At 72.4% G+C, this 24,288-nt stretch carries 22 protein-coding genes; 10 read left to right on the top strand and 12 right to left on the bottom strand.

Annotated elements, in window-relative coordinates; genetic code table 11:
* Positions 1-119: 119 nt before the first annotated feature.
* The 9 genes from ACFWEE_RS12455 to ACFWEE_RS12415 all read right to left on the bottom strand — a co-directional run bounded on the left by ACFWEE_RS12455 (position 120) and on the right by ACFWEE_RS12415 (position 7,940).
* Positions 120-797 carry a hypothetical protein gene (locus ACFWEE_RS12455; RefSeq protein ID WP_386888580.1) on the bottom strand — a complete coding sequence of 226 codons (678 nt, stop codon included), beginning with the start codon at positions 795-797 and terminating at the stop codon, positions 120-122.
* A gap of 369 nt (positions 798-1,166) precedes the next feature.
* Entirely contained in the window at positions 1,167-1,619 is a 453-nt protein-coding gene (locus ACFWEE_RS12450; protein WP_386888555.1) for a rhodanese-like domain-containing protein, read from the bottom strand.
* Positions 1,620-1,717: 98 nt separating this feature from the next.
* A complete protein-coding gene (locus ACFWEE_RS12445) occupies positions 1,718-2,218 on the bottom strand; it encodes a cysteine dioxygenase (RefSeq protein ID WP_386888554.1) in 501 nt (166 codons plus the stop codon).
* A 262-nt stretch (positions 2,219-2,480) separates the two neighbouring features.
* Positions 2,481-2,570, bottom strand: coding sequence for a putative leader peptide (locus ACFWEE_RS12440; RefSeq protein ID WP_328719044.1), 90 nt, complete (start codon positions 2,568-2,570; stop codon positions 2,481-2,483).
* Positions 2,571-2,602: 32 nt separating this feature from the next.
* On the bottom strand, positions 2,603-4,267 hold the full coding sequence (locus ACFWEE_RS12435; RefSeq protein WP_386888553.1) for an FAD-dependent monooxygenase: 1,665 nt from the start codon (positions 4,265-4,267) through the stop codon (positions 2,603-2,605).
* 170 nt (positions 4,268-4,437) lie between these two features.
* Positions 4,438-5,436: an amino acid ABC transporter permease gene (locus tag ACFWEE_RS12430; RefSeq protein WP_386888552.1), complete on the bottom strand. Its 999-nt coding sequence runs from the start codon at positions 5,434-5,436 to the stop codon at positions 4,438-4,440.
* Positions 5,433-6,080 (bottom strand): amino acid ABC transporter permease, encoded by a 648-nt coding sequence (locus ACFWEE_RS12425; protein WP_386888551.1) that lies wholly within the window; start codon positions 6,078-6,080, stop codon positions 5,433-5,435. The genes ACFWEE_RS12430 and ACFWEE_RS12425 overlap by 4 nt, the downstream gene beginning before the upstream one ends.
* A 118-nt stretch (positions 6,081-6,198) precedes the next feature.
* Positions 6,199-7,122 (bottom strand): glutamate ABC transporter substrate-binding protein, encoded by a 924-nt coding sequence (locus ACFWEE_RS12420; RefSeq protein WP_327178337.1) that lies wholly within the window; start codon positions 7,120-7,122, stop codon positions 6,199-6,201.
* Between the two features lie 32 nt (positions 7,123-7,154).
* Positions 7,155-7,940, bottom strand: a complete 786-nt coding sequence (locus tag ACFWEE_RS12415) for an amino acid ABC transporter ATP-binding protein (protein WP_386888550.1) — start codon at positions 7,938-7,940, stop codon at positions 7,155-7,157.
* 450 nt (positions 7,941-8,390) lie between these two features.
* On the opposite strand from ACFWEE_RS12415, the gene ACFWEE_RS12410 reads away from it, so the two are divergent.
* Together ACFWEE_RS12410 and ACFWEE_RS12405 are read left to right on the top strand one after the other, a co-directional pair.
* Positions 8,391-9,083 (top strand): response regulator transcription factor, encoded by a 693-nt coding sequence (locus ACFWEE_RS12410; RefSeq protein WP_386888549.1) that lies wholly within the window; start codon positions 8,391-8,393, stop codon positions 9,081-9,083.
* Positions 9,084-9,098: 15 nt separating this feature from the next.
* A complete protein-coding gene (locus ACFWEE_RS12405) occupies positions 9,099-10,493 on the top strand; it encodes an ATP-binding protein (RefSeq protein WP_386888548.1) in 1,395 nt (464 codons plus the stop codon).
* Positions 10,494-10,604: 111 nt separating this feature from the next.
* Here the strand turns inward: ACFWEE_RS12405 and ACFWEE_RS12400 are convergent, their stop codons facing one another.
* The gene (locus ACFWEE_RS12400; protein WP_386888547.1) at positions 10,605-11,603 is read right to left on the bottom strand and encodes a TAXI family TRAP transporter solute-binding subunit; all 999 of its coding nucleotides are present in this window, start codon (positions 11,601-11,603) and stop codon (positions 10,605-10,607) included.
* Between the two features lie 92 nt (positions 11,604-11,695).
* Here ACFWEE_RS12400 and miaB point away from each other — a divergent pair, with 92 nt between their 5' ends.
* Both miaB and ACFWEE_RS12390 read left to right on the top strand, forming a co-directional pair.
* Positions 11,696-13,225: a tRNA (N6-isopentenyl adenosine(37)-C2)-methylthiotransferase MiaB gene (gene miaB / locus ACFWEE_RS12395; protein WP_386888546.1), complete on the top strand. Its 1,530-nt coding sequence runs from the start codon at positions 11,696-11,698 to the stop codon at positions 13,223-13,225.
* Between the two features lie 79 nt (positions 13,226-13,304).
* Positions 13,305-14,039: a class III extradiol dioxygenase subunit B-like domain-containing protein gene (locus ACFWEE_RS12390; RefSeq protein ID WP_386888545.1), complete on the top strand. Its 735-nt coding sequence runs from the start codon at positions 13,305-13,307 to the stop codon at positions 14,037-14,039.
* Between the two features lie 157 nt (positions 14,040-14,196).
* Here the strand turns inward: ACFWEE_RS12390 and ACFWEE_RS12385 are convergent, their stop codons facing one another.
* A complete protein-coding gene (locus tag ACFWEE_RS12385; protein ID WP_386888544.1) occupies positions 14,197-14,487 on the bottom strand; it encodes an antitoxin in 291 nt (96 codons plus the stop codon).
* A gap of 160 nt (positions 14,488-14,647) precedes the next feature.
* On the opposite strand from ACFWEE_RS12385, the gene miaA reads away from it, so the two are divergent.
* From miaA to hflX, 6 genes are all read left to right on the top strand, one after another.
* Positions 14,648-15,586, top strand: coding sequence for a tRNA (adenosine(37)-N6)-dimethylallyltransferase MiaA (gene miaA / locus ACFWEE_RS12380; protein WP_386888543.1), 939 nt, complete (start codon positions 14,648-14,650; stop codon positions 15,584-15,586).
* 108 nt (positions 15,587-15,694) lie between these two features.
* A complete protein-coding gene (locus ACFWEE_RS12375) occupies positions 15,695-16,132 on the top strand; it encodes a hypothetical protein (protein WP_386888579.1) in 438 nt (145 codons plus the stop codon).
* A 33-nt stretch (positions 16,133-16,165) separates the two neighbouring features.
* Entirely contained in the window at positions 16,166-17,041 is an 876-nt protein-coding gene (dapF, locus tag ACFWEE_RS12370; RefSeq protein WP_386888542.1) for a diaminopimelate epimerase, read from the top strand.
* 148 nt (positions 17,042-17,189) lie between these two features.
* Positions 17,190-19,217, top strand: a complete 2,028-nt coding sequence (locus ACFWEE_RS12365; protein ID WP_386888541.1) for a RelA/SpoT family protein — start codon at positions 17,190-17,192, stop codon at positions 19,215-19,217.
* 136 nt (positions 19,218-19,353) lie between these two features.
* On the top strand, positions 19,354-20,904 hold the full coding sequence (locus tag ACFWEE_RS12360) for a M1 family metallopeptidase (protein WP_386888540.1): 1,551 nt from the start codon (positions 19,354-19,356) through the stop codon (positions 20,902-20,904).
* Between the two features lie 168 nt (positions 20,905-21,072).
* A complete protein-coding gene (gene hflX / locus ACFWEE_RS12355; RefSeq protein WP_386888539.1) occupies positions 21,073-22,593 on the top strand; it encodes a GTPase HflX in 1,521 nt (506 codons plus the stop codon).
* Positions 22,594-22,729: 136 nt separating this feature from the next.
* Here the strand turns inward: hflX and ACFWEE_RS12350 are convergent, their stop codons facing one another.
* Positions 22,730-23,953, bottom strand: a complete 1,224-nt coding sequence (locus tag ACFWEE_RS12350; protein ID WP_386888538.1) for a trypsin-like serine peptidase — start codon at positions 23,951-23,953, stop codon at positions 22,730-22,732.
* Positions 23,954-24,288: the final 335 nt, after the last annotated feature.

Raw genomic sequence — 24,288 nt, 5'->3', positions numbered from 1 at the left:
CAACCGGACGACCGGGCAACCGGGCGACCGGGGGGTCGGACTGTCGCACGGTCGGGCTGTTGACGTGGGCTGCTGAAACCGGCTGCCGAGCGAGACGGGCCGCCGAACCCGGCCGACGGTCAGTGGCCCGCCAGGGAGGCGCGCCGGATGGTGGCGTCGATCAGGGCGAGAGCGTCGGAGGCGGTGCGGCCGGGCGCCCGGTTCCAGGGGCCGATCAGATCGGTCCAGCCCTGCGAGCGCAGCTCGGTGATCATCCACGCCCCCGCCCGGTCCACGGTCTCGGCGGAGCCGTAGCCGAGCCGGTGCGCCGTGAGCATCGCCCCGCACACGCACCGGGCACCGCGAGCGTTGCGCAGCCGGTACGGAGTGTTCTGCCACCCCCATTCCGTCAGGACCAGTCGCGCGTACGCCAAATGGACCGAGGGGCGTACGTCGCTCCGGCCGATGCGCCGCCAGGAGTGGAGCCGGTCCGGCAGCATCGCGCCCAGCCGCCCCGGGAGGCGCCGCTCGGCGGGGGACGCGGCGGGCAGGGCGCGCAGGGAGTCCGTGACGAGCTGGTCGACAGGCACGGAGAGCAGCCCACGCCAGTGCTCCGGTGACCGCACGGGGAGCGCGTCGCCGGTGCCGGACGCGGTCGTGGGCGCCGCGTCGGCGGGTCCGGTGGCCGGTCGGAGCCGTACTTCGGGTTCAAGGGCCGAGCGGTCCCAGCCGGTGACGATGCGCCGCCAGGTCTCCGATTCCTGGAGGCGGGACGCCTGGACGTCGAGTTCGTCCGGGGTGAGGACGGGGGAGTCCATGTCCATCAGCGCGCCATCTCCGTACACGTTCGCCTCGTGGTGCATGAGGCGAATGTCGGGCCTGCGCGGGGACCGCTCCACCGGGGAGCGGCCATTCGGGTAGGCCCCGGAGCGGCGTGCGTGCGAACGGGGGCCCGCGCGGCGCGCAGTGGCGTCGGGCCGGAGCGGCCCCGGGCCCGGACTCCGTCGGGCCCGGACTCCGTCGGGTCTGCGTCGTGGGACCGGAGGGTCGTGGGGCCGGATCGACGTGGGGCCTGCGTCGTGGGGCCGGGCCGTTGGCCACAGGCCGGCCCGGCCCCACGAAACGCCGGATCGGCACGCGGACGTTCATCCGAGCACGTTCATCCCCGCACGTTCAACCGCGTACGGTCACTCGGCGGTGGCGGTGGCGGTGGCGGTGGCGGTGGCGGTGGCGGTGGCGGTGGCGGTGACCGGGAGGCCGGCCGCCCGCCATGCCTGGAATCCGCCGACGAGATCGGTGGCGCGGGTCAGGCCGAGCCGGTGCAGGGAGGCCACCGCGAGGCTGGAGGCGTATCCCTCGTTGCAGACGATCACGATCCGCAGGTCGTGGCCGACCGCCTGTTCCGCGCGGTGGCTGCCCCAGGGGTCGAGCCGCCACTCCAGTTCGTTCCGTTCGACGACCAGCGCGCCCGGGATCAGACCGTCGCGTTCGCGCAGGGCGGCATAGCGGATGTCGACCAGCAGAGCACCCTCGGAGGCTTCTGCCGCGGCCTCGTCCGGACCGATCCGCTCGAAGTCCTTCCGTACCCGTTCGAGGAACTCGTCGATGCCGACCGGCCCGCCCGCCGATTCACCGGACACCGATGCACCGCCTGCCGATTCATCGGACGCCGATGCGCCGCTCGCCGATTCATCGGACGCCGATGCGCCGCTCGCCGTGCGGAGGTACGCGTGCTCGCTCACTGCCAGTCCTCCGGAATCTCGGTCTGCTCCAGCCGGAGCACCGCGCCGGTGCGGCTGTAGCGGCGGATGCGGGGCAGTGGCGGGTAGTAGACGTGCACGGAGACGGCGTGCTCGGTGGTGGACTCGTTGAGCACCTCGTGCACATGGTGGCGGCCGAACGCGCGTCCCTGACCCGTCGTCAGTTCGCGCTCGCGGTCGATCCCTTCGGTCAGCTCCAGCGTCTTCCACCCGTCGGTGGGAAGCCGGGCGGCCAGAGAGTGCTCCTTCAGGGTGCCGGAAGCGGTGAGAAAGGCGCCGACCGAGTCCGCGTGGTCGTGCCAGCCGGTACCCGTGCCGGGTGGCCAGCCGATCAGCCATGCCTCGCTGCCCGCCGGCCCGTCCAGCCGCACCCAGGTGCGGCCTTCGGGGTCGAGCGGCAGGGAGGCGGTCAACTCGGCGTCGGCCGCGGTCCGGCGGGCGAACGCGAGCAGTTCCGCAGGCGTCGGTGCGGTCGCCACGGGAGGTGCGGGTGTCGCGGGAGGTGCGGTCACTACGGGAGACGCGGGCGCCACGGGAGCCGCGACGGGCGCCGGGGTCTGGGTCGGGAGACCGGAGGCTTCGACGGCTTCGGGGGAAACGCCGGTTGCTGAGGCGTCCGGCGACCCCGGGGAGGCCGCGGGCAGGGAAGAGGTGGAGAGCACAGACACGATGACCGTCCTGAGAGTTCGCGTGAAAGCGCGTGCCGGTGCGGAGGCAGCACGGCACGGCGAGGAAGGCGAGTCAGCAGGAAGGGCGACACACGCAGCCCGCGTAGCGGACGAGGTCCATGTGGACCCTCCGCCACAGGCGTACGCAGGTGTCGTCGGTCATGTTCTGGAGTACACCACGCGTGTCCACGCGGGTCAATTGAGTGTGGCGGCCCTTTCGGAGCGCGTGGAGGCGCGCGGGGCCGAGTCCTCGTCCCCCGGGGAAGCGCCGGCGGTACCGGGCGTACCGGGCGGACCACCCCGTGCGGCGTCCGCCGCGGCGAAGAGTTCCGCCGGCCGCACCCCGGCGAACGAGGCCACCAGATGTCCGTCCGGCCGGATCAGCAGAACCGCGTGGGCCGCCGCCCCCGGATAGCTCTCCGTGACGAGGAGTTCGCTCTCCACCGGGAGGGCGCGCACGGCTTCCGCGAGGCGGGGCATCACGCCCGCTGTCATCCAGTGCCGCCGGTCCCAGACGCCCGTGCCCGGGGCGACCAGCACCACGAGGAACCGGCCACGCCCCAGCCGAGCCCGCAGTCGTACGGATGTTCCGTCCGGAGCGGTCGCCCGTACGTCGGTGACCGGCGCACCGGGGGGCGTACCGACCGGGACGTGCGCCTGGGCGTGCTGTGGTGCGAGGGGGGAGTGCGTGTACGAAGGGGGCGCGCCGAGCGGGCCGTACCCGAGGTGTGCGTCGAAGAAGAGGGTGTCGTGCCCGCGTGCGCCGCCCGCCACCAGGGTCCGCAGCCCGCCTCCGCCGCGCAGTATCGGCAGCGACTGGTCGGCGGCGCGCAGCCGGGCGGCCACGGCGGCCCGGCGCTCGGCCTGGTAGCTGTCGAGCAGCAGGTCGGACGCGCCGTGGTGCCAGGCCTGGGCCAGCTTCCACGCGAGGTTCTCGGCGTCCCGCAGGCCCTCGTCCACGCCCTGGGTGCCCAGCGCGCCCAGCAGATGGGCGGCGTCCCCCGCGAGGAACGCCCGCTTCACCCGCCAGCGCAGCGCGAGCCGGTGGTGGACCGTGTGGACGCCGGTGTCCAGCAGCTCGTAGGGCGGGGTCTCCCCGCACCAGCCGGCCAGCGTCTCCCGGGTGCGGGCGATCAGGGCCTCCGGCGTGACCAGTTCACCGTGCGCGGGGAGGAGCCAGTCGAGCCGCCAGACCCCGCCAGGCAGCGGACGGGCCGTCACCTCGGTGCCGACCGAGCGCCACGGTGGCTGACGGTGAAGCACCGCCTGGCCCGGCCAAGGGAGTTCGACCCGCAGCGCGGCGACGGCGTGGCGTTCCACGGCGGTCCGTCCCGGGAACCTGACGTCCAGGAGCTTGCGCACGGTGGAGCGTGCTCCGTCGCATCCGACCAGGTAACTTCCGCGCCACCAGGTCGCGTCGGGGTCCTTGGTGTGCACGGTCACGCCGGACGCGTCCTGCTCCAGGGTGTCGACCCGGCTGAGCGGCACGAGCCGGATCAGCTCGTGGGCGGCCACCGCGGCCCGCAGCCCCCGGGTGAGCGCGTGCTGCGGCAGGTGGACGGGCGCCGGTACCGATCCGCTTCCCGGGCCGCCCTCGCCGAGCGGTACCTCGCGTACCAGCTGGTTCCGGCGGAGCGAACGCCAGCCCGACCAGCTCAGCGCCGCGCGGTCCGGAGTGGCGCAGCCGAGCCGCATGACCAGGTCGGTGGTGTCCTCGCGCAGCACCACCGTGCGGGCGGGGCGCGGTTCGTCCTTGCCGAGCCCCTCGTCGAGGAGGACGGAGGGCACGCCGTGCGCCGCCAGTGCGAGGGCGAGCGTCAGACCGACGGGTCCGGCGCCGACGACGATCACCGGGTCCACGGTGCGTACCCTCCGGCCCGAACGGTCATGCGAAACCTGGTAGTCGAAGCGGTCGAAGTCCGGTGCGTGATCACAGAACGTATGCAACCCACTGGGGGTGCCCGCGTCAAGCGAGCGAGGCAGCGACGCGTGCGCCGCTGCCTCGAATGCTCCCCGCTCCGGGCGGGCCGTTACGACTTCCCGACGGTCCCGGTGTCCCCTCCGGTCCCCCCGGTCCCGTCGGGCGCGACCGTCTTCGCGACGGGGTCCGCCGCCGGCCCGAGGTCCGCGCCCCCTGCGCCCCCCGGCCGGGCGGCCGGGACGGTGGCCGTCGCGACGGGGGCGTCGATGGAGCCGGCCGGAGCGGCCGACGCCACGGCGATGCCCGTCTTGGCCCGCCGGCCGCGCCGCTCGATCCAGGTCGCGAGCGCCGACAGCAGCAGACACATCGCCACGTAGATGGTGCCGATGACGACGATCGTCGACACGTACGGGTACTTGCCGTCGACCAGGGTGTTGGAGGCGATCAGACGCGCGGTCTGGAGCAGCTCCGGGTACAGGATGATGTAGCCGAGCGAGGTGTCCTTGAGGGTCACCACCAGCTGGCTGATGATCGTCGGCAGCATCGCCCGTACGGCCTGCGGCATCAGTACGCCCAGCATCACCTGGGTCTTGCTCATGCCCAGCGCGTACGCGGCCTCGCTCTGGCCCCGGGGGACCGAGTTGATTCCGGCCCGCAGCACCTCGGCCTGGACGCAGCCGTTGTAGACGGAGAGGCCCAGCGCCAGCGCCCACATCGAGTAGTCGGTCAGGAAGCCGACCCAGATCGCGTAGATCGTGATGAGCAGCGGGATCGAGCGGAACAGCTCGATGAAGGTGGTGGCGGCCCAGCGCACCGGCGGGTGGTCGGAGAGGCGGCCGACCGCGAGCACCACACCGAGGACGACCGAACCGACCGCCGCCAGTCCGAAGACCTTGAGCGTGGCCAGCACCGCGTCGGCGATGTTCTGCCGGATGCCCGCGTAGTTGAAGATGTCCCACATGCCGGCGTCGAGGTTGCCGGTGTCCGACAGCCGCTTGATGGCGAAGACGATCAGCGCCACGATGGCGGCGCCACCGACGACCGCGTAGACGCGGTTGCGGACGGTGGCCTTCGGGCCCGGCGCGTCGTAGAGAACGCTGGCACTCATCGGGCGACCTCCATGCGGCGCTCCAGCAGCCGGAAGAGACCGCTGATGACAAAGGTGACGACCAGGTAGCCGAGGGCGACCCAGATGAAGACGGGGGTGATCGAGTAGCCGCGGTCGCTCATCAGCTTCTGCCAGCCGAACAGCTCGGCGACGCTGAAGGCGCCGGCGATGGCCGAGTTCTTCGTGAGGGCGATGAAGATGCTGCTCAGCGGCGGGATCACCGACCGGGTCGCCTGGGGGAGGACGACGAGGCGCAGGGTCTGCGGGAAGGACATGCCGATCGAGCGGGCGGCCTCGGCCTGGCCCAGCGGCACGGTGTTGATGCCGGAGCGGACGGCCTCGCAGACGAACGACGAGGTGTAGAAGCCCAGCGCCAGCGAGCCGAGGACGAACGGGCTCAGGCCCGAGAAGAAGACCTGCGGCACGACGAAGAAGAAGATCAGGAAGAGCAGCGTCAGCGGGGTGTTGCGCAGCAGCGTCACCCAGGCCGTGCCGAAGAACCGCAGGGGCGGCACCGGTGAAACCCGCATGCCGGCGATGACGACGCCGAGCACCAGCGCGATGACCGAGCTGACGGCGGTGATCGACACCGTGCCTATGAAGCCGTCGCGGAACTCCGGGAAATTGTCGAGCAGTACGTTCATGAGGTCTCCGCGTCGGCTGTCAGCGGCATCGGGCGTACGGGGCCGGTCGGGGCGTACGGGTCAGGTGGGGCGGGCGGGGCCGCCCGGCGTCGGGGAAGTGACGCCGGGCGGCGCGCCGTCAGTAGCGCTCGATGGCCGGCGGGGCGGTGTACGCCGAGCCGGAGAGACCGAGGGTCGCGTCGTAGATCTTCTTGTACGAACCGTCCTGGATGTGCTTCTCCAGCGAGTCGTTGATCGCGTCGCGCAGCACCTTGTCGTCCTTGTTCAGGCCGACGCCGTAGGGCTCCTCGGTGAAGGGCTTGCCGATGACGCGCAGCTTCTTGGGGTTCTGGGCCGCGTACCCCTTGAGGATCGAGTCGTCGGTGGTGACCGCGTCGACCTGGTTGGTCAGCAGCTGCTGCACGCAGTCCGAGTACTTGGCCAGCTCGACGACGCTCGCGCCGTACTCGGGCTTCTTGATCTCCTGGAGCGGGGTGGAACCCACGATCGAGCAGACCTTCTTGCCCTTCAGCGTGTCCGTGCCGGTGATGGCCTTCTCGTCGGAGCGCACCAGCAGGTCGGCGCCCGCCTTGTAGTACGGACCGGCGAAGCCGACCAGCTGCTTGCGCTTGTCGTTGATCGTGTACGTACCGACGAAGTAGTCGACCTGGCCCTTGGAGATCGCCGTCTCGCGGATGCCGGAGTCGACGGTCTTCCACTCGATCTGCTTGTCCGAGAAGCCGAGGTCCGCGGCGATCATCTTGGCGATCTCGATGTCGAAGCCGGAGCGCTCCTTCGTGGACTGGTCCTCGAAGCCCAGGTACGGCTGGTCGGCCTTGGCGCCGATGATCAGCTTGCCGCGCTTCTTGGCCTCCTTGAAGGCCGGCGAGTCCAGGTCGACACCGGTCGCGACGGTGTACGTGGGAAGGGCGGGCGCGTCGGAGGCGCCGGGCTTGGTGCCCGCGGGCTTGTCCCCGGCCGAGCCTTCCTTGCCCCCACAGGCGGTGGCGGTCAGAGCGATGACGGCGATGGCCGCGAGGGCGGCCGACTTGCGGAGCTGCATCTGAACTTTCCTTCTGTCGTAGGTCGTTGTCGTCAGTGGTGAAGGATCTTCGACAGGAAGTCCTTGGCCCGGTCGCTGCGGGGGTTGCTGAAGAACTGCTCGGGCGCGGCCTCTTCGACGATCTTTCCGTCCGCCATGAAGACCACACGGTTGGCGGCGGAGCGGGCGAAGCCCATCTCGTGGGTGACGACGATCATCGTCATGCCGTCCCGGGCCAGCTGCTGCATGACTTCGAGAACCTCGTTGATCATCTCCGGGTCGAGCGCCGACGTGGGCTCGTCGAAGAGCATGACCTTCGGGTTCATCGCCAACGCCCGTGCGATGGCGACGCGTTGCTGCTGACCGCCGGAGAGCTGTGCGGGGTACTTGTCCGCCTGCGCGCCCACCCCGACCCGGTCGAGCAGGGTCCGGGCCTTCTCCTCCGCCGCCTTCTTGTCGGTCTTGCGGACCTTGACCTGGCCCAGCATGACGTTCTCCAGCACGGTCTTGTGCGCGAAGAGGTTGAACGACTGGAAGACCATGCCCACATCGGCGCGCAGCCGGGCGAGTTCCTTGCCCTCCTGGGGAAGTGGGCGTCCGTCGATCGTGATCGACCCCGAATCGATCGTCTCCAGCCGGTTGATCGTGCGGCACAGCGTGGACTTGCCGGACCCGGACGGTCCGATGACGACCACGACCTCGCCCCGGGCGATGGTCAGATCGATGTCCTGGAGCACATGCAGCGCGCCGAAGTGCTTGTTGACGTCGCTCAGTACGACGAGGTCGTCGGCCTCGGGTGCGGCATCCTCGGCGGCCTTCGTCACTGAAACTCCGCTCATCGGCTCTTGCTCCGTCCTCCTCGGGTGGCCAGTGCCTCGTCCGGCAGGGGCGAACCCTGCCTGCCGAGGCACTTGGACCCTAGTGACGCAGCGCGATGACCGTCAGCAGATCTGAGGGAGAATTGAGGATAACGATCCGGCATTCCCCGGATACTCGGTGTGAAGGAGGCGGGCGCCCCGTGCGCACCGGAGTACCGGGTGGGTAACGGAAACCCCGTCGTAACGGGGCGGGACTTGACTGGATCACGCGTTTCGGCGTTGATGCCCAGGGGGACGGAGGAGGCGGCGCGGAGGCCGACGGCGGGTTCGGCGAGCGTGCCGGAGAAAGCGGACGCCGTCTATCGTCTCCTCCTGGGGTCACGCCCTGTGAAGGCCGTCCGCCAGGAAAAGCGGGCCGCCCTCGGGGCGGCGCCCGGGGATCACGACCGGCCGGCACGGAGAGGAGGGCCAGTGAGACTGCTGCTCGTCGAGGACGACAACCACGTCGCCGCGGCCCTGTCCGCCGTGCTCGCGCGCCACGGCTTCCGGGTCGTGCACGCCCGCGGCGGCGAGGAGGCCCTGCGCGCCCTGCTCCCCGCCGAGCGGGAGCCCTTCGGGGTCATCCTGCTGGACCTCGGGCTGCCGGACCAGGACGGTTACGAGGTGTTCGGCAGGATCCGCAAGCGCACCTCCACCCCCGTCATCATGGTGACCGCCCGCGCCGACGTCCGCTCGCGCATCCACGGACTCAACCTGGGCGCCGACGACTACGTCACCAAGCCCTACGACACCGGCGAACTGCTCGCCCGCATCCACGCCGTCGCCCGCCGCACCACCAGCGGCGAGGACACCGCCCCGATCCCGCTCGCCGCCCTGCGGCTCGGAGTCGTACGGGTCGAGCTGCCCACCCGCCGGGTCAGCGTCGACGGCACCGAAGTCCAGCTCACCCGCAAGGAGTTCGACCTCCTCGCCCTGCTCGCCCAGCGCCCCGGCGTGGTGTTCCGGCGCGAGCAGATCATCAGCGAGGTGTGGCAGACCAGTTGGGAGGGGACCGGCCGGACGCTGGAGGTGCACGTCGCCTCGCTCCGCGCCAAGCTGGGGCTGCCCGCGCTCATCGAGACGGTGCGGGGGGTCGGCTACCGGCTCGTCCCGCCGGCCGCCTGAGGACCCGCCGTTCCGGTGCGTACCCGCCTGCTGCCCCTGCTCATCGTGCTCATGGCCGCCGTGCTGCTGGCGCTCGGCTTCCCCCTCGCGATGAGCGTGGCCGGCGCCGAGCAGCAGAAGGTCGTCATCGACCGGATCGACGACACCGCGCGCTTCGCCGCGCTCGCCCAGTTCATCAGCGAACCGGTCGCCCCCGACGACGAACGCCGCCGCACCCTCCAGGCGGATCTCGACGCCTACGCCACCGTCTACGGCATCCGCGCCGGGATCTTCTACCGCGACGACCGCTACCTCGCCAAGGCACCGTCCACCTGGAACCTGCCCCGGGAGGGCGAGGGCCGCGCCGCCTTCCAGGAGGCGCTGCTCGGCCGCCGCTCCCACGACCCGCCGCAGGTCTGGCCCTGGCAGCGCGGCCGGATCGTCGTCGCCTCGCCCGTCGTCCGCGACGGGGACGTCGTCGCGGTCGTCGTCATCGACTCGCCCACCGACGAGATGCGGGCCCGCGTCCAGCACGGCTGGCTGATCATCGCCCTCGGCGAGGCGGCGGCGATGCTGGTGGCGGTCGGGGCCGCGTTCCGGCTCACCGGCTGGGTGCTGCTCCCGGTGCGGACCCTGGACGCCGCCACCCACGACATCGCACGCGGCCGGATGCGCTCCCGCGTGGCCGAGGGCGGTGGCCCTCCCGAACTCCGCAGACTGGCGCGCTCCTTCAACGAGATGGCCGACAACGTCGAAGAAGTCCTCGAACAGCAGCGGGCGTTCGTCGCGGACGCCTCCCACCAGCTGCGCAACCCGCTCTCCGCGCTGCTGCTGAGGATCGAGCTGCTCGCCCTCGAACTCCCTGAGGGGAACGAGGAGATCGCCTCGGTGCGGCTGGAGGGGAAGCGGCTCGCCCAGGTCCTCGACGACCTGCTTGACCTGGCACTCGCCGAGCACGCCGAGGCCGACCTCGCCCTCACCGACGTCGCCGCCCTCGCCGCCGAGCGCGTCGCGGCATGGCACCCGGTCGCCGACCGGAAGGGTGTGGGCCTCGCCCAGGCGGGGGCCCCGGCCGTCACCGCCTGGGCCGACCCGACAGCGCTCTCCAGCGCGCTGGACGCGGTGATCGACAACGCGCTGAAGTTCACCCCGCCCGGCCAGGACGTGACGGTGTCGGTCGCCGCGGAGGGCCCCGTCTCCACCGTCGTGGTGGCCGACCGGGGCCCCGGACTCACCGACGAGGAACTGGCCCGCGTGGGCGACCGCTTCTGGCGGAGCAACCGCCACCAGAACGTCCGGGGCTCCGGACTCGGCCTCTCCATCTCGCGGGCGCTGCTCTCGGCGGGCGGCGGCACGATCGACTACGGCCGCAACGACCCGCACGGCCTGCGGGTCACGGTGTCCGTACCGCGCGACGCCCCGCACGGCTGACGGGACGCCCCCTCACGGGGCCCCGGCCCGGCACTCCTCCGCTAGGCGGTGTCCGGCGGATCATGGCCGGGGTCGCGGCGCCCTGTCCGACCGTGATCCGCCGGACACCACCTACGGCTTGACCGACCGGTAGTACTCCTGGGCGCCGTCGTGCAGCCGCAGCGGATCGGTGTAGATGGCCGTGCGCAGGTCCACCAGCTGCGCCGAGTGCACCTCCCGCCCGATCCGGTCCCGGCTGTTGATGACGGTACGGGTGAACGCCTCCGTCATCGCCGTGTCCGTCCGGTCCGTGGTCACCAGCAGATTGGCGACGGCGATGGTGGGCACGGACTGTCCCCGCTGCACGTCCGGGTAGGCGTCGGCGGGCATGACGGCCGCGCGGTAGTAGCGGGTCGAACCGCCCGCCGCCTGGAGCCGGCGGATCAGCTCGTCCTCCAGCGGCACCAGCCGGACGTCGGTCCGCCGCGAGAGCTGCTGGACCGCGCTGGTCGGCAGCCCGCCGGACCAGAAGAAGGCGTCGAGCTTCCCCTCCACCAGCAGCGAGGGCATGGTGTCGATCCCGGCGGTCACCGGAGTGACCCCCTTCGCCGGATCGACACCCGCCGCGGTCATCAGCCGGTCGGCGACCAGCTTGACCCCGGACCCGAGCTGCCCGACGCCCACCCGCTTGCCCCGCAGGTCGGCGACGCTGCGCACGGAGGAGGAGCGGGGAACGATCAGCTGCACGTAGTCGTCGTAGAGGCGGACGCAGCCGCGGAGCCGCCGCGCCCCGGGCCTGCCGCTCCGCAGGTACGTCGCCACGGAGTCGGCGGTGGCGATGGTGAAGTCCGCCTCACCCGCCGCGACCCGCTCGATGTTCTGCTGCGAGCCCTGGCTGGTCCGCAGCTGTATGGACACCCCCGGCATGTCCGTCGCCAGCGCCCTTTCGAGCCGCTCCCCGTAGAGCTGGTAGACACCGGTCCGAACACCGGTGGAGAAGACCAGGGAGCCGCTGGGCGACGGGCTGTCGAGCGGCAGCACCCACCAGAGCAGGAGCCCCAGCGAGACCGCCGAGGCGGCGCCCGCGCGCAGCAGACGGCGGCGGGCGGGGGGCGGGCCGGACGGGGACATGGCCGCGATCCTGCCAGCCGGGGCCCGCGCTGGCCAGAGCCGCCCGCGGACGGCGGGGGAGGGGGCTTTCCGCGAGCGCCTACCCTTGAGGGATGACCAGCAGCAGCGACCGGAGCCTCGCAGTGGACGTTCAAGAACTCAAGAGCTACGAAATCCGTACGTACGGATGCCAGATGAACGTCCACGACTCGGAGCGGCTGTCGGGCCTGCTGGAGGACGCCGGTTACGTCCGTGCCCCCGAGGACGCAGACGGCGACGCCGACGTCGTGGTCTTCAACACGTGCGCGGTCCGCGAGAACGCCGACAACAAGCTCTACGGCAACCTCGGCCGGCTCGCCCCGATGAAGACCAAGCGCCCCGGGATGCAGATCGCGGTCGGCGGCTGCCTCGCGCAGAAGGACCGCGACACCATCGTGAAGCGGGCCCCGTGGGTCGACGTGGTCTTCGGCACCCACAACATCGGCAAGCTCCCGGTGCTGCTGGAGCGTGCCCGCGTCCAGGAGGAGGCGCAGATCGAGATCGCCGAGTCCCTGGAGGCGTTCCCCTCCACGCTCCCCACCCGCCGCGAGTCCGCCTACGCCGCGTGGGTCTCCATCTCGGTCGGCTGCAACAACACCTGCACCTTCTGCATCGTGCCCGCCCTGCGCGGCAAGGAGAAGGACCGCCGTACCGGCGACATCCTGGCCGAGATCGAGGCGCTGGTCGCCGAGGGCGTCTCCGAGATCACCCTGCTCGGCCAGAACGTCAACGCCTACGGCTCCGACATCGGCGACCGCGAGGCGTTCTCCAAGCTGCTGCGGGCCTGCGGGAAGATCGAGGGCCTGGAGCGGGTCCGCTTCACCTCGCCGCACCCCCGCGACTTCACCGACGACGTGATCGCCGCGATGGCCGAGACGCCCAACGTCATGCCGCAGCTCCACATGCCGATGCAGTCCGGCTCGGACACGGTCCTCAAGGCCATGCGCCGCTCCTACCGGCAGGAACGCTTCCTCGGCATCATCGAGAAGGTGCGCGCCGCGATGCCGGACGCCGCCATCTCCACCGACATCATCGTGGGCTTCCCCGGCGAGACGGAGGAGGACTTCGAGCAGACCATGCACGCCGTGCGCGAGGCCCGCTTCGCCAACGCCTTCACCTTCCAGTACTCCAAGCGCCCCGGGACCCCGGCAGCCGACATGGACGGGCAGATCCCCAAGGAGATCGTGCAGGAGCGCTACATGCGCCTCTCCGCCCTCCAGGAGGAGATCTCCTGGGAGGAGAACAAGAAGCAGGTCGGGCGCGTCCTGGAGGTCATGGTCGCGGAGGGCGAGGGCCGCAAGGACGGCTCCACCCACCGGCTCTCCGGCCGCGCCCCCGACAACCGCCTCGTCCACTTCACCAAGCCGGAGGGCACCGTGCGCCCCGGCGACGTGGTGACCGTCGAGATCACCTACGCCGCCCCGCACCACCTGCTCGCCGAGGGCGCCACGCTCGCCGTGCGCTCCACCCGGTCCGGCGACGCCTGGGAGAAGCGGAACGCCGCCGCGGCGGCCAAGCCCGCCGGTGTGATGCTGGGCCTGCCCACCATCGGTGCCCCGGCTCCGCTGCCGGCCGCCTCCGCGCCGGGCTGCGGCTGCGGCTGACCCGACCCCAGCGGGCCCTGCCCGGGTTCACGGGCAGGGCCCGCTCGGCGGCGGGGGAGCGGCCAGTACGCTGACCGGCATGCTTGTCGCCGCCGCCGTGAGCCCCTGCCCGCCCCTGCTGGTCCCCGAGGTCGCCGCCGGGGCCGCCCCCGAGCTCGACCCGGTCCGGGCCGCCTGTGCGGAAGCCCTCGCCGTCCTCGCCCGGACCCGCCCGGATCTGCTGATCGTGGTCGGGCCCGCGGCGGAGGGCGAGCGGGGCACCTTCCCCGCGGGGACCACCGGGGACTTCCGCGGCTTCGGCGTCGACCTCGGCGTCCGCCTGGGCACCGGCACCTGGGCCGGTGCCACCCCCGACGAGGGCACGCCCTCCCGGCCGCTGCCCGCCTCGCTCGCCGTCGGCGCCTGGCTGCTCGCGGCGGCCGGCTGGACCGCATCCCCCGTGGAAGGGCTCGGCGTCGGCGAACCGCTCTCCCCGGAGCGCTGCGCCGAGGCCGGACGGGGCCTGGCCAAGCGCGCGGAGCGGGTGGCCCTGCTGGTGATGGGCGACGGCAGCGCCTGCCGCACGGTCAAGGCGCCCGGCTATCTGGACCCCCGCGCGGAGGGATTCGACGCCGCCACCGCACGGGCCCTGGGCGCGGCGGACGTGCGGGCCCTCGCAGAACTCGACGCCCCCCTCGCGTACGCCCTGAAGGCGGCGGGCCGGGCCCCCTGGCAGGTGCTCGCCGGGGCCGCGGACGGGGCGGGGCTGCGGGGCAGGGCGCTGTACGAGGACGCGCCGTACGGAGTGGGTTACACCGTCGCCGCTTGGTCCTGAGCCCGTCGTGCGGCCGGGCACTTTGCCCCGGCCGCCGCTTCACCCGTACGGACCCCGCGAACGGGTGACGGCCGCGGGGCCTGGCCCCGCGGCCGTCCTTCTGATCCTGCGTACCGGCGCGTCGTGCGCTCGTGCCGTCCGGCTGTGCCGTCCCGACTCAGTGGGCCGGCGGCGGGGGCGTGCCGCCCGTGCCGTCGAAGCCCGTCGCCGGACCCGGACCGTGCGCGTCCTTGTGGCCGAGGCGGTCCACCGTGTCCTTCGCCTTCCGCGTACCGCTCTGGATCTTGTCGCTGTACTTGCCCTTGGTCTTCTCGTCGACCGTGCGCGCGGCCTTGTCCAGGCCCTGCTCGATCTTGCCCCCGTGCTGCTGCGCGAGGTCGCCGACCTTGTCGCCGACCTTCTCCTTCGCCGGTCCCAGCCGGGCCTTCAGATTGTCCAGGAACCCCATGGGTCACCCTCCGTGCCGTGGTCGCTCGGGCCGAATCAGCTCCCGCACCGGCACTCCTGTCCGGTGCCGACGATTTTACTCGCGGGGAACAAAAGGTGCGTAGTCGTACAAATGGTGGGGTCGGGTCGGCGGGGCGCGGGAGGTTTGGGAGACTGGGGCGGTGAGAAACCCAGTTCCGGCCCCGCGCGTCATCACCGTCGTCGGCCCCACGGCAGCAGGCAAGTCCGATCTGGGGGTGTTCCTCGCCCAGCGGCTCGGCGGCGAGGTGGTCAACGCCGACTCCATGCAGCTGTACCGGGGCATGGACATCGGCACCGCGAAACTGACCCTTCCCGAACGCGACGGCGTCCCGCACCACCTGCTGGACGTCTGGGACGTGACCCGCACGGCCAGCGTCGCGGAGTACCAGCGCCTCGCCCGCGCGGAGATCGACCGGCTGCTCTCCGAAGGCCGGTCCGCGATCCTGGTCGGCGGCTCGGGGCTGTACGTGAAGGGCACCATCGACGCCCTGGAGTTCCCCGGCACCGACCCCGAGGTGCGCGCCCGGCTCGAACAGGAACTGGCCGAACGCGGCCCCGGCGCCCTCCACGAGCGGCTCGCCGCCGCCGATCCCGGCGCGGGCCGGGCGATCCTGCCCAGCAACGGCCGCCGCATCGTCCGCGCCCTCGAAGTCATCGAGATCACCGGCAAGCCCTTCACCGCCAACCTCCCGGGCGAGGAACCGGTCTACGACGCCCTGCAGATCGGGGTCGACGTCGAACGCCCGGAGCTCGACGCCCGGATCGCCCTGCGCGTCGACCGGATGTGGGAGGCCGGTCTGGTGGACGAGGTCCGGGCGCTGGAGGCCCAGGGGCTGCGCGACGGGCTCACCGCCTCCCGCGCGCTCGGCTACCAGCAGGTGCTCGCGGCGCTGGCCGGCGAGTGCACCGAGGACGAGGCCCGCGCCGAGACCGTGCGCGCCACCAAGCGTTTCGCACGCCGTCAGGACTCCTGGTTCCGCCGTGATCCGCGGGTCCACTGGCTGGGCGGCGGGGAGTTGAACCGGGAGGAACTCCCGGACCGGGCCCTGACGTTGGTCGAACGAGCGGTCACACTCTGATCACGTGATGGCATCGGGACGCCCCGTGCGTCCTTTCCGCCCGCGCGGGCGTGCCATCATCGAGCATCGATCGATACAGGCAGGTCCGAGTTGGGAGGGCGCGTGGCGATGGAGGCCGGCCCTCGTGACACGGAGCAGGAGGCGACGGAGCGGCGGCTCGCCGCCGAGCGGCTCAGCTCCGACCTGCCCGACGAGAGCGTCGTGACACCCGAGGTCGAGGTCGAGCTCAGACCGGCCCGCCGGCTGCGGATCTGGCAGCTCGCCCCGATCGTGGTCCTCGCCGCGACCGGCTCGCTGATGTTCGCGTTCCCGCTCGCCTTCGAGTTCGGCGACGGCGGTGCCGTCGTCGCCATGCTCGGCCTGCTGATCAGCGGCTGCGCCGCCGGCTGGGGCATGATGGCCGCCCGCCGGGTCGGCCACACCTGGCCCGGGCTGCCCGCCAGGGGCTCCGGCACCCGCCCCGACTGGCGGGTGATCGCGCTCTACGGGGTGCTCGTCCTCGCGCTCGTCGGTCTGGCCGTCTGGCGCGTGGCCCGCCTGCGCTGATCGCGCGCACCCCGGCGCCCGTACAGTTGCTCTGTGAGCACCGAGCAGATCACCTTCTTCAAGGGTCACGGCACCGAGAACGACTTCGTGATCATTCCGGACCCGGACAACCTCCTCGACCTGCCCCCGGCGGCCGTCGCGCGGCTCTGCGACCGCAGGGCGGGCATCGGCGGGGACGGGCTGCTGCACGTCGTGCGGTCCGCCGCCCACCCCGAGGCCCGCGCCATGGCGGACGAGGCCGAATGGTTCATGGACTACCGCAACGGCGACGGTTCGATCGCCGAGATGTGCGGCAACGGCGTGCGCGTCTTCGCCCGCCACCTCCAGCGTGCCGGACTCGCCGAAGCGGGGGACCTCGCGGTCGCGACCCGCGGCGGGATCAAGCGGGTGCACCTCGCCAAGAACGGCGACATCACGGTCTCCATGGGCGTGGCCGAGCTGCCCGCCGACGGCGTCACCGTCACCGTGGACGGGCGGAGCTGGGAAGCCCGCAACGTCAACATGGGCAACCCGCACGCCGTCGCCTTCGTGGACGATCTGGCGCACGCCGGGAGCCTGTTCGCCGAGCCCGCGTACGGCCCCGCGGCGGTGTACCCCGAGGGTGTCAACATCGAGTTCGTCGTCCGCCGGGGCACCCGGCACGTCGCGATGCGGGTGCACGAACGCGGTTCCGGCGAGACCCGCTCCTGCGGCACCGGCGCCTGCGCCGTCGCCGTCGCCTCGGCCCGCCGGGACGGCATCGACCCCGCGGTGACCGGGACGCCCGTCACGTACACCGTGGACCTGCCCGGCGGCACGCTGGTGATCACGGAACACCCGCACGGCGCCATCGAGATGACCGGCCCCGCCGTCATCGTCGCCGAAGGGGTCCTCGACGCGGAGTGGCTCGAATCGGTGCTCGGACGATAACCCGACAACGTTTCGCTCGAACGGGTGATCCGCTTCACGCTGCGCGAGAGGCGGACTGCCGTACGTGGTGGGGTCGGTAGCATCAAGCACCGGCCCGGGGACCTCAAGGTCTGCCTCTCACCGCCGGTCGACGTCGCCGGAGGTGCCCATGAGTGCAGAGGCCGCCAGTCCAGGTGTCCCCGTCCGCAAACGCTCCCGCCCCCGGATCGATCTGCGCAGACTCGGCCGGGTGGCGCTCCTCGGCCCGGTCTCCCGGGGAAGGCTGCCGGACGCGATCGGCCACGTGGCGGAGGCGCACCGGGCGCATCACCCGGACGCCGACCTCTCCGTCCTGAGCCGCGCCTACGCCCTCGCCGAGTCCTCCCACCGCGGCCAGATGCGCAAGAGCGGTGAGCCCTACATCACCCACCCGCTCGCCGTGACCCTGATCCTCGCCGAACTCGGCGCGGAGACAACGACTCTGACGGCCTCTCTGCTCCACGACACGGTCGAGGACACCGAGGTGACGCTGGATCAGGTCCGCGAGGAGTTCGGCGAGGAGGTCAGCTATCTCGTCGACGGCGTCACGAAGTTGGAGAAGGTCGACTACGGCGACGCAGCCGAACCCGAGACCTTCCGCAAGATGCTCGTCGCCACCGGCGACGACGTCCGGGTCATGTCGATCAAACTCGCCGACCGCCTCCACAACATGCGCACCCTCGGTGTGATGCGGCCGGAGAAACAGGCGAGGATCGCCAAGGTCACCCGCGACGTCCTCATCCCGCTCGCCGAACGCCTCGGTGTGCAGGCGCTGAAGACCGAACTGGAAGACCTCGTCTTCGCCATTCTCCACCCCGAGGAACACGCGCACACCCAGACGCTGATCGCCGAGTCGGAGAGCGGAGAGAATCCTCTCGCCACCATCGCGCAGAACGTCCGCAACACCCTGCGCGAGGCCGGAATCGCCGCCGAAGTCCTCATCAGACCACGCCACTTCGTCTCCGTGCACCGGGTCCGGACGAAACGCGGGGAGCTGCGCGGCACCGACTTCGGCCGGCTCCTCGTACTGGTCGGCGAGGACGCGGACTGCTACGCGGTCCTCGGCGAACTCCACACCTGTTTCACCCCGGTGATCTCCGAGTTCAAGGACTTCGTCGCCGCCCCCAAGTTCAACCTGTACCAGTCGCTGCACACCGCGGTCGTCGGTCCGGGCGGCGCGGTCGCCGAAGTCCTCATCCGTACGCACCGGATGCACAAGGTCGCCGAGGCGGGTGTGGTCGCCCTCGGCAATCCGTACGCCCCCGACGCCCCTGCCCTCGCCGGGGAGGAGCCGGCCGACGGCGAACGCGCCGACCCCACCCGGCCCGGATGGCTCTCCCGGCTGCTCGACTGGCAGGAGTCCGCGCCCGACCCGGACACCTTCTGGAGCACCCTCCGCGCCGACCTCGCCGAGGACCGCGAGATCACCGTCTTCCGCACCGACGGCCGCACCCTCGTCCTCCCGGCCGGCGCCAGCTGCGTGGACGCCGCCTACGCGCAGTACGGCGAGGGGGCGCACCGCTGCATCGGCGCACGGGTCAACGGCCGCCTCGCGACGCTGGCCACCGCCCTGGGGGACGGCGACACCGTGCAACTGCTGCTCGCCCGCGACACCGCCTCCGGCCCCTCCCGCGAATGGCTCGACCACGCCCGTACCCCCGCCGCGCGCATCGCCATCGCCGGCTGGTTCGACGCCCACCCGGAGGACGCCGCCTCGCAGGACGCCGAGGACGCGCGGTACGCCCCGTACACCGACGGCGCCCACGCCGAAGGCCCCAGCACCGGCGGCCCGCGCACCGGCGGCCCGCGCACCGGCGGCCCGGCCGGGGCGGAGCAGGGCGGCGGGGACACCGGCGGGCTCGACTGGCCCCCGGCGCACCCCCCGGAGGCCCCCGCCGCCCAGGGCGCGGGCGACGGCGCGCCCGCCTGCCTGGTCACGCTGGTCGCCGAATCCTTCGGGCGCCCGCGGCTCCTCGCCGACCTCACCGAGGCGATCGCGACCGCCGACGCGGCCATCGTCTCCGCCACCGTCGAGCCGCCCAGCGAGCAACGGGTGCGCCACACCTACACGTTGCAGCTCACCGACGCGGACGGACTGCCCGCCCTGGTGCGGGCCATGCGGGACGTCGCCGGGGTCTACGACGTCAGCCGCGCCTGACGGAGCGTCGGGCGGGGCGGGGCGGGCGGAGGCCGGACGGTCCCCGCCGCCGGGCGGTCCCGGCGGCCACCTCGTTCGGGTGGCCCGACCGCGCGTCGTCCCCCGCCGGGACGAAGGCCGCTGATAGCGGTGATCCATGCCGCCCACCTCCCGCCGCCTGCGCACCCTCCTGCTGGCCGCCGCGTCGGCCGGCCTGATCGCCGCCGCACCGCCCGCTCCCCCCGGAAGCGGCCCCCCCGGAAGCGGCCCCCTCGGAATCGGTGACCGGCTCTTCCCGACGCTCGGCAACCCCGGCTACGACGTCCTCTCGTACGACATCGCCCTCGACTACGACGGCCGCAACACCGACCCGCTGGAAGCCGTCACCGTCATCAGGGCACGCACCACCGCGCCCCTGGACCGGATCAACCTGGACTTCGCCCGGGGCGAGGTCCACTCGGTCGCGGTCAACGGGCTGGCCGCCCGCTTCACCGGGGCGGACGAGGACCTGGTCGTCACCCCGGTCGCGCCGCTGCCCGCCGGGGTTCCGGTGCGCATCACCGTCCGGCACACCAGCGACCCCGACCAGGGCGCGGACAGCGGCGGCTGGGTCCGCACCGGCGACGGACTGGCCCTCGCCGGACAGGCCGACGCCGCCCACCGGGTCTTCCCCTGCAACGACCACCCCGCCGACAAGGCGTACTTCACCTTCCGGATCACCACCCCCGAGCGGCTCACCGCCGTCGCCAACGGACTGCCGGCCGGGGAGCGCCACCGGGGCACCACGGTGACCAGGACGTTCCGCACCGAGCACCCGATGGCCACCGAACTCGCCCAGGTCTCCCTCGGCACCTCCGAGGTCCTGCACCGCGACGGCCCCGGCGGCCTGGAGCTGCGCGACGTCGTCCCGGCGGCCGACGCCGCGGTCCTGGAGCCCTGGCTGAGCAGGACCCCCGCCCAGATGGAGTGGATGGAGCGGCAGGTCGGCCCGTACCCCTTCGAGACGTACGGGCTGCTGGTGGCCGACTCGGTCACCGGCTTCGAGCTGGAGACCCAGACCCTGTCGCTCTTCGAACGCCGGCTCTTCACCGGCACCACGCACCCCGGGTGGTACGTCGAGTCGGTGATGGTCCACGAGCTGGCGCACCAGTGGTTCGGCGACAGCGTCTCCCCGGCGTCCTGGTCCGACCTCTGGCTCAACGAGGGGCACGCGAGCTGGTACGAGGCCCGCTACGCGGCGGAGCGGGGCGGCCCGTCGCTGGAGCGGCGCATGCGGGACGCGTACACCCACTCCGACGGCTGGCGCGCGGCCGGCGGGCCCCCGGCCCGGCCCGCCCTGCCGACGGCCGGGCACAAGCTCGACCTGTTCCGGCCGGTGGTCTACGACGGCAGCGCCCTCGTCCTCTACGCGCTGCGCCAGGAGATCGGCGCCGAGGCCTTCGACCGGCTGGAGCGCGCGTGGGTGCGCGGACACCGCGACGCGTCCGCCACCACGGCCGACTTCGTGCGGCTCGCCTCGCGCGCGGCCGGCCGCGACCTCGCGGGGTTCCTGGACGGCTGGCTGTACGGGGAGAAGACCCCCGCGATGCCCGGTCACCCGGACTGGCACGCCGCCGCGCCGACGACGGGCCCGACGACGGCCCCGAAGGCGGCTCGGAAGCCGGCCTCGCCCACGGCCCCCGAGGCGGCCCCGCCGGCCGGCCGGTGACGGGCCCGGTGCGCGGGACCGCCGGGAAACCCGCATGACGGGCCCGGCGGGCGCATGCCACTATCAGGGGTCGGCAGCGCGGCCGGGCCGGTGCGTTCCCTCGGGAATCATCCGGCGACGTGACGCGTTGTGACTGTCACTACGAGAAATCTTCGACGTAAGGATCCAATGACCTCCTCTTCTTCCCTTCCCCAGGACGCGCAGGACGCGCAGAGCGCCACGGAGTCCGCCTCCGCACGTGCCACCGAGAGCCTTCGGGCCGACGCCCTGATGGAAGAGGACGTCGCCTGGAGCCACGAGATCGACGGAGAGCGGGACGGCGACCAGTTCGACCGCTCCGAGCGTGCCGCGCTGCGCCGCGTCGCCGGTCTCTCCACCGAGCTCGAGGACGTCACCGAGGTCGAGTACCGGCAGCTCCGTCTGGAGCGTGTGGTGCTCGTCGGTGTGTGGACCTCCGGGACCGTGCACGACGCGGAGATCTCCCTCGCGGAGCTCGCCGCTCTCGCCGAGACGGCGGGCGCCCAGGTGCTCGACGCCGTGTACCAGCGCCGCGACAAGCCGGACCCGGCCACCTACATCGGCTCCGGCAAGGCGTTGGAGCTGCGTGACATCGTGCTCGAATCGGGCGCCGACACCGTCGTCTGCGACGGTGAGCTCAGCCCCGGCCAGCTCATCCACCTCGAAGACGTCGTCAAGGTCAAGGTGGTCGACCGGACCGCGCTGATCCTCGACATCTTCGCCCAGCACGCCAAGTCCCGGGAGGGCAAGGCGCAGGTCTCCCTGGCGCAGATGCAGTACATGCTGCCGCGCCTGCGAGGCTGGGGTCAGTCGCTCTCCCGGCAGATGGGCGGCGGTGGCTCCAGCGGCGGTGGCGGCATGGCCACGCGTGGTCCCGGTGAGACCAAGATCGAGACCGACCGGCGCCGCATCCGCGAGAAGATGGCGAAGATGCGCCGGGAGATCGCGGAGATGAAGACCGGCCGCGAGATCAAGCGGCAGGAGCGCAAGCGCAACAAGGTGCCCTCGGTCGCCATCGCCGGTTACACCAACGCAGGGAAGTCCTCCCTGCTCAACCGGCTGACCGGAGCCGGCGTCCTGGTGGAGAACGCGCTGTTCGCCACCCTGGACCCGACCGTCCGCCGGGCCGAGACGCCCAGCGGCCGGGTCTACACCCTGGCCGACACCGTCGGGTTCGTACGGCACCTGCCGCACCACCTGGTCGAGGCGTTCCGCTCCACCATGGAGGAGGTCGGCGACTCCGACCTGATCCTGCACGTGGTGGACGGCTCGCACCCCGTCCCGGAGGAGCAGCTCGCCGCCGTTCGCGAGGTGATCCGGGAGGTCGGCGCCACCGACGTCCCCGAGATCGTCGTGATCAACAAGGCCGACGCGGCGGACCCGCTGGTCCTGGCGCGGCTGATGCGCGCCGAGCGGCACGCCATCGCCGTCTCTGCCCGTACCGGCGCCGGGATCGACGAGCTGCTCGCACTCGTCGACGCCGAGTTGCCCCGGCCGTCCGTGGAGATCGAGGCCCTGGTCCCGTACATCCAGGGCGCCCTGGTCTCGCGGGTGCACGCCGACGGCGAGGTGATCTCCGAGGAGCACACCGCGGAGGGCACCCTGCTCAAGGCCCGGGTCCACGAGGAACTCGCCGCGGAACTCGCGGTGTTCGTCCTCGCGGCCCACTGACCGCGTTTCTTCGCGGACTACGCGGACTACGCGGACTACGCGGACTACGCGGACGAAGCGCCGCAGCCGCACGTACCGGAGGCCCGGCCGCTCCCCCAGGGGACCGGCCGGGCCTCCGGCATGAGCGTCACTCCGGTCACCGCCCCGCGTACTTCCGGCTCACCCCGTCGTAGACGGCCTTCGCCTCCTTGCCCAGGCGCGGTCCCGCGAGCCAGCCCGCGGTGACCGGGCCGATCGAGGTGTTCGAGAACAGCGCGGGCTTGCCGTCGGCGCCCTCGCCGACCCAGCCGCCGCCCGAGGCGCCCCCGGTCATCGAACAGCCGATGCGGTACATCGTGGGCTGGTCCTCGAAGACCGACAGCCGGCCCGGGGCGTCGTCGCACTGGAACGCCTTCTGCCCGTCGTACGGGGGAGCGGCCGGGTAGCCGGTCGCCGTCAGCGAGGAGATCCCGGAGACCGCGGGCGCGTCGAACGCGACGGGCAGCGCGGAGCCCACCGTCTCCTCCAGCGACTTGCCCGTCGACCCCGTCTCCGGCGTCACGTGCAGCACCGCGAAGTCGTACGGGGCGCCCTGGCCGCCGGTGGACGCCCCCTGCGCGATCCACTGGTCCGAGGTGGAGGCCCAGTCGCTCCACCACACACCGTACGGAGCGATCTCCTCCTTCGACGCGGTCTCCAGCCGGGCCGTCTCCATGCCGCTGTCGTTGTACCCGGGGACGAAGGCGATGTTGCGGTACCAGCCGCCCTCCTTGCCCGCGTGCACGCAGTGCCCGGCGGTCCACACCAGGTTCGACTTGCCCGGGTGCGCCGGGTCCTGCACCACGGTGGCGGAGCAGACCATCGAGCCCTCGGGACCGTCGAACAGCAGTTTCCCGCTCTCCGGCACGCTGTCGTGGTACGGGGTGTGCGCCTCGACGGCCTCCCGGACGGCGGGCGTCGGGTCGGTCACCCCCTCGTCGCCGGAGATGTCGTCGGCGACGGGGCGCTCCGGGGCGGGGTCGGCGTCCCGCATCCGCTCCGGGTTCCAGAGGTTCTCGATGATCGGGTTGACGTAGTCCTTCGCCTCACGGAGCCACTGGTCCTTGTCCCAGTTCTTCCACTCGCCGTTCCGCCACTGGTCGAGATCGATCCCGTGCGCCTTGAGCCGGTCCTTCAGCTCGTCCGGGATGACGATCTTCCCGTCCGAGGAGGCGGTGGCCGAGCCGGTGGGCTCCTTGGCCGCGCCGTCGTCCTCGGGACCGCAGGCGGTCGCCGTGAGGGCGAGGGCCGTCGCCAGGGCGGCGGCGGCCAGCACGGACGAGGACCTGCGGCGCCCGCCCCTCCCGTTCCGGGCGGCATCGATCGGGTGAATGGGTCGCATCTGGTGATCCCCCTGTGACTTTGTCGTTCGTCGCTGCGTACGGCAACCCGGTCGCCCGGTGCCGCCCCGCCTGCCGGGCATTCGGCTCCGCACCGGGCGGGCGGGGACGGGGCGTGAATCGCCCTTCCCCGGCGCCCGGTTGGGCAACGGCCCTATGCTGAGCGGCCTCTACTATGCCGGTGCTCCCGAAGACCGCGCCGGGCAGGGCCGTGGTTCCACGCCGTCAGGAACCGCCGCCCGCAAGGATCTTCCGATTTACCCGTGATCCCCGGCCCGTCCGCTCGTTGGTCCGTACGGGGGACACACGCTCGGAGTTCACCCGCGCACTCCGTCGC

Source organism: Streptomyces sp. NPDC060184 (assembly GCF_042728795.1).
GTDB lineage: Bacteria > Actinomycetota > Actinomycetes > Streptomycetales > Streptomycetaceae > Streptomyces.
The sequence above is the reverse complement of the archived record's forward strand: the minus strand, read 5'-3'. Positions and strand labels throughout refer to the sequence as shown.